General features: G+C 65.7%; 4 protein-coding genes. 1 reads left to right on the forward strand and 3 read right to left on the reverse strand.

The genetic code is table 11. The annotated features are described in order from the left end of the window. Both EN780_RS30280 and EN780_RS30285 read right to left on the reverse strand, forming a co-directional pair. On the reverse strand, nt 1-1,133 hold a 1,133-nt coding region (locus EN780_RS30280; protein ID WP_133372778.1), incomplete at its 3' end, for a spermidine/putrescine ABC transporter substrate-binding protein. Next, nucleotides 1,114-2,250 (reverse strand): ABC transporter ATP-binding protein, encoded by a 1,137-nt coding sequence (locus EN780_RS30285; protein ID WP_128276124.1) that lies wholly within the window; start codon nt 2,248-2,250, stop codon nt 1,114-1,116. The genes EN780_RS30280 and EN780_RS30285, both read right to left, overlap by 20 nt. A gap of 110 nt (nt 2,251-2,360) precedes the next feature. Between EN780_RS30285 and EN780_RS30290 the strand changes: the two genes are divergently transcribed. After that, nucleotides 2,361-3,173 carry a LuxR C-terminal-related transcriptional regulator gene (locus EN780_RS30290; RefSeq protein WP_127393704.1) on the forward strand — a complete coding sequence of 271 codons (813 nt, stop codon included), beginning with the start codon at nt 2,361-2,363 and terminating at the stop codon, nt 3,171-3,173. On the opposite strand, the gene EN780_RS30295 is transcribed toward EN780_RS30290, so the two are convergent. After that, the coding region (locus tag EN780_RS30295; protein ID WP_128276125.1) for an FCD domain-containing protein at nt 3,151-3,410 on the reverse strand (260 nt) is incomplete at its 5' end. The genes EN780_RS30290 and EN780_RS30295 overlap by 23 nt on opposite strands.

Below are 3,410 nucleotides of genomic sequence, written 5' to 3' on the forward strand. Positions count from 1 at the left end.
GCTCGCCCCGGAGCGGTGAGCGTCGCGGCGGCGCCGAACTCCAGCGGCTTCAACAGGTCCGCCGCCGGATAGAGGATCGGATTGTCCAGCACCTCCTTCGGCAGCAGCGCGTTGACCCGCGCGTCGGTCGAGGGCGCGCCGTTGGCCAGATGCTCCTTCACCGCCACCTTCGGGTTCATCAGGTAGTTGAGCAGCGCATATCCGGCAGGCTTGTTCGGCGCGTCCTTCGGGATGGCGTAGAAGTCGGTCCAGATCTCGCCGCCTTCCTTGCCCAGAACATAGGCGATTTCGGGAATATCGCGGTTGAGCTGCGCCCCGTCATTGGTCCAGCACATCGTCATCCAGGCATCGCCGGCGCGCATCGACGGCTGATAGTCACTCGACACCGCGAACAGATGCGGCTTGACCTTGAGCAGCAGTTCCTCGGCCTTGGCGAGCTCGTCCTGCTTCAGCGAGTTGAACGAATAGCCGTAATATTTCAGCGCATTGCCGATCGTGGTCAGCTGGTAGTCGTGCACCATGGTGCGGCCGTCGCCTTCCGCCATTGCGGTGTCCCAGAACTCCTTCCAGCTCGACATCGGCTTGGTCAGCTTCTTGGTGTTGACCGAGAATCCCGTCGTGCCCCAGTTCTTCGGCACGGCGTAGGTCGTGCCGTCGATCGTGCCTTCCGCGGTGAAGCGGGCATCCTCCTGCGAGCCGTCGAAATTGCCGAGCTTGGCCATGTCGAGCGCTTCGATGATGCCGAGCTTCTTGTAGGTCGAGATCGTGTAGTTGGTCGGCACGAACAGGCTCCAGCCCGAGCCGCCGGCCTGCAGCTTGGCCAGCATCTCCTCGTTCGAGCCGAAGACGTTGACCTCGACGGCGACGCCGGTCTCTGCCTTGAAGCTCTCGAACGTCGCCGGATCGTGATAGTTCGGCCAGGTGGCGATCGACATGCGGTCGCCGAGGTTTTCGGCGGCGAAGGCCGGCGTCGGCATGATGCCGAGCTCGCGCGCCATCACCGCGGTGGCGACGCCGAGGCCGGTGAGGCCAAGGAATTCGCGCCGGCCGATCGAGCCGCGCTTCAGGCGCATCAGCTGGTCGACGAATTTCTCGGGGCTTATCGGCAGTCCGTCACGATAGGATTTCGACATGGTGGTTTTCCCTCTGGTTGGTCCCGTTGTTCTTGGGTTGCGGAAACGCCAGCGGCGCCCCGGCGGCAAAGCCGATGGCGACGGGTTCGCCCGGCTTGAAGAGGTTGTCGCGGCCGATCTGGTGATCGGCCTTGGCGAGCAGTGATCCGATGCCCTCGACCTCGATCGCATATTCGGCGGTCGAGCCCAGGAAGATGCGGTTACGCACGATGCCCTTCAGGCTGCCGCTTCCGGCCGCGCCGAGACTGAGCGTCTCGGGCCGCAGCGACAACGACACCGCCTCGCCTCGGCTGAGCGGCGCCCGCTTGCGCGCGGAAATCACCGAGCCGTCGGCCAGCGCGACATCGACGAGGTCGCCCGACAGGCCCGCCACCGTGCCGCTCAACAGATTGGTCTTGCCGACGAAATCGGCGACGAAGAGGTCGGCAGGCTCGTCGTAGATCTCGTTCGGCTGTCCGAGCTGGACGATGCGCCCGCCATTCATGACGCAGACGAGGTCGCTCATCGACAGCGCTTCCTCCTGGTCGTGCGTGACCAGAACGAAAGTGATGCCGATCTCGCGCTGCAGGTTCTGCAGCTCGATCTGCATGTCGGTGCGCAGCTTCTTGTCGAGCGCGGCCAGAGGCTCGTCGAGCAAGAGCACCGCCGGCTTGTTGACCAGCGCACGCGCCAGCGCCACGCGCTGCTGCTGGCCGCCGGAAAGCTCGTGGATCTTGCGGCGGCCATAGCCCGCGAGCCGCACCATGGCGAGCGCCTCGCCCGCCCTCTGGCTGATCTCGCGCGATGACAGCCTGGGCCTCGCCTGGCGCAGTCCGTAGGCGATGTTGTCCTCGACATCGAGATGCGGGAACAGCGCGTATTGCTGGAACACCATGTTGACCGGGCGCCGGTAGGGCGGCGTGCCGGCCATGTCGCGGCCGCGGATCAGCACCTGGCCTTCGCTCGGCTGCTCGAAGCCGCCGATCATGCGCAGGCACGTCGTCTTGCCGCATCCGGACGGCCCGAGCAAGGCGACAAAGGCCGATGGCGGGACGGCAAGGTCGATGCCGCTGACCGCCGTAACCGCGCCATAGCGCTTGGTGACCGCGCGAAACTCGATATCGGGCACTGCAGTCAAAGGCGGGCTCCAGGGCGAGTTGATTTCGAAACGCTACCAGAGCCAATGCCGGCTAGTATATACCTCGCAGGTGGTATATTTGATCTATTTTATCGTTTAGAGGGGTATGAATGGCCGTTTCCCGCAGCGATGACTACAATGGGCTCGGCGCCGTCATCGCCGCGACGCGCGAGGCCGGCGGCGATCATTTCGGCCGCGCCATGGTCGGCTGGCTGCGCGGCCATGTCGGCTTCGATCACTGTGTCGTCTTCGGCTATCGCGGGGCTGCCCGCCCGCCGCTGCTGTTCGAGACGTTCTCCCCGGCCGAGAGCCACGTCTTCGTCGCGCTCTATCAGGAGGGCCCCTATCTGCTCGACCCGTTCCATCACGCGGCGGTCGAGCGCAAGGAAGGCTTCTGGCGCATGCGAGAGCTCGCGCCGGACCGCTTCTATGCCAGCGAATACTACCGCTCCTACTACAGCCAGACCAAGCTCGCCGAGGAGGTCGGCTTCTTCGTCCCGCTGCAGGGCAAGGACGCGCTGGTGCTCTCGCTGATGCGGCTCCGGGCCTCGGGTCCGTTCGGCACCGCCGACGCCAGGCTGCTGCGCGACATGGCCCCGGCGGTGATCAGCCTCGTCAGGCTGCGCTGGCCTGGCCTGCCGGCCGACGAGCCGGCGGCCTCGCCACGCGGCGAGGCGGCGGCTGTTCCCAGCGAGTTCGACCGCGCGCATATCTGGAAGAGCCTGTCGCTCACTTCACGCGAAAAGCAGGTGGTCGACCTCGTGCTTCAGGGCCACTCGACGGAATCGATCGCGCGGGCGCTGAGGATCGTGCCGGGAACCGTCAAGGTCCACCGCCGCAACATCTACCGCAAGCTCAAGATCAAATCGCAGGCCGGCCTCTTCGCGCGCTTCGTCGAGATCATTGACGCGCAGATCGGCTGAGCACGGAGGTCACCGGCTCTACGGCCGCGAACACCGCGCTCGCCTCGCTGACGATCGAGACATGATCCCTGGCCGCCTTGCCCGCCGCCGCCCCGTCGCCGCGCATGATCGCGGTGACGATCAGATCGTGTTCCTGCCAGGATTTGGCCAACCGGCCGGGCAGCATGAACTGCGCGCGGCGGAACGGCGCCAGCCGGCTGCGGGTCGTCACCGTCAGATCCTGGATATGCGCGTTGT

Source organism: Mesorhizobium sp. M4B.F.Ca.ET.089.01.1.1 (assembly GCF_004022605.1).
GTDB classification, from domain to species: Bacteria; Pseudomonadota; Alphaproteobacteria; order Rhizobiales; family Rhizobiaceae; genus Mesorhizobium; species Mesorhizobium abyssinicae.

Coding starts and splice junctions, on each gene's coding strand:
- EN780_RS30290 (WP_127393704.1), top strand. CDS start 2,361: ATGGCCGTTTCCCGCAGCGATGACTACAATGGGCTCGGCGCCGTCATC.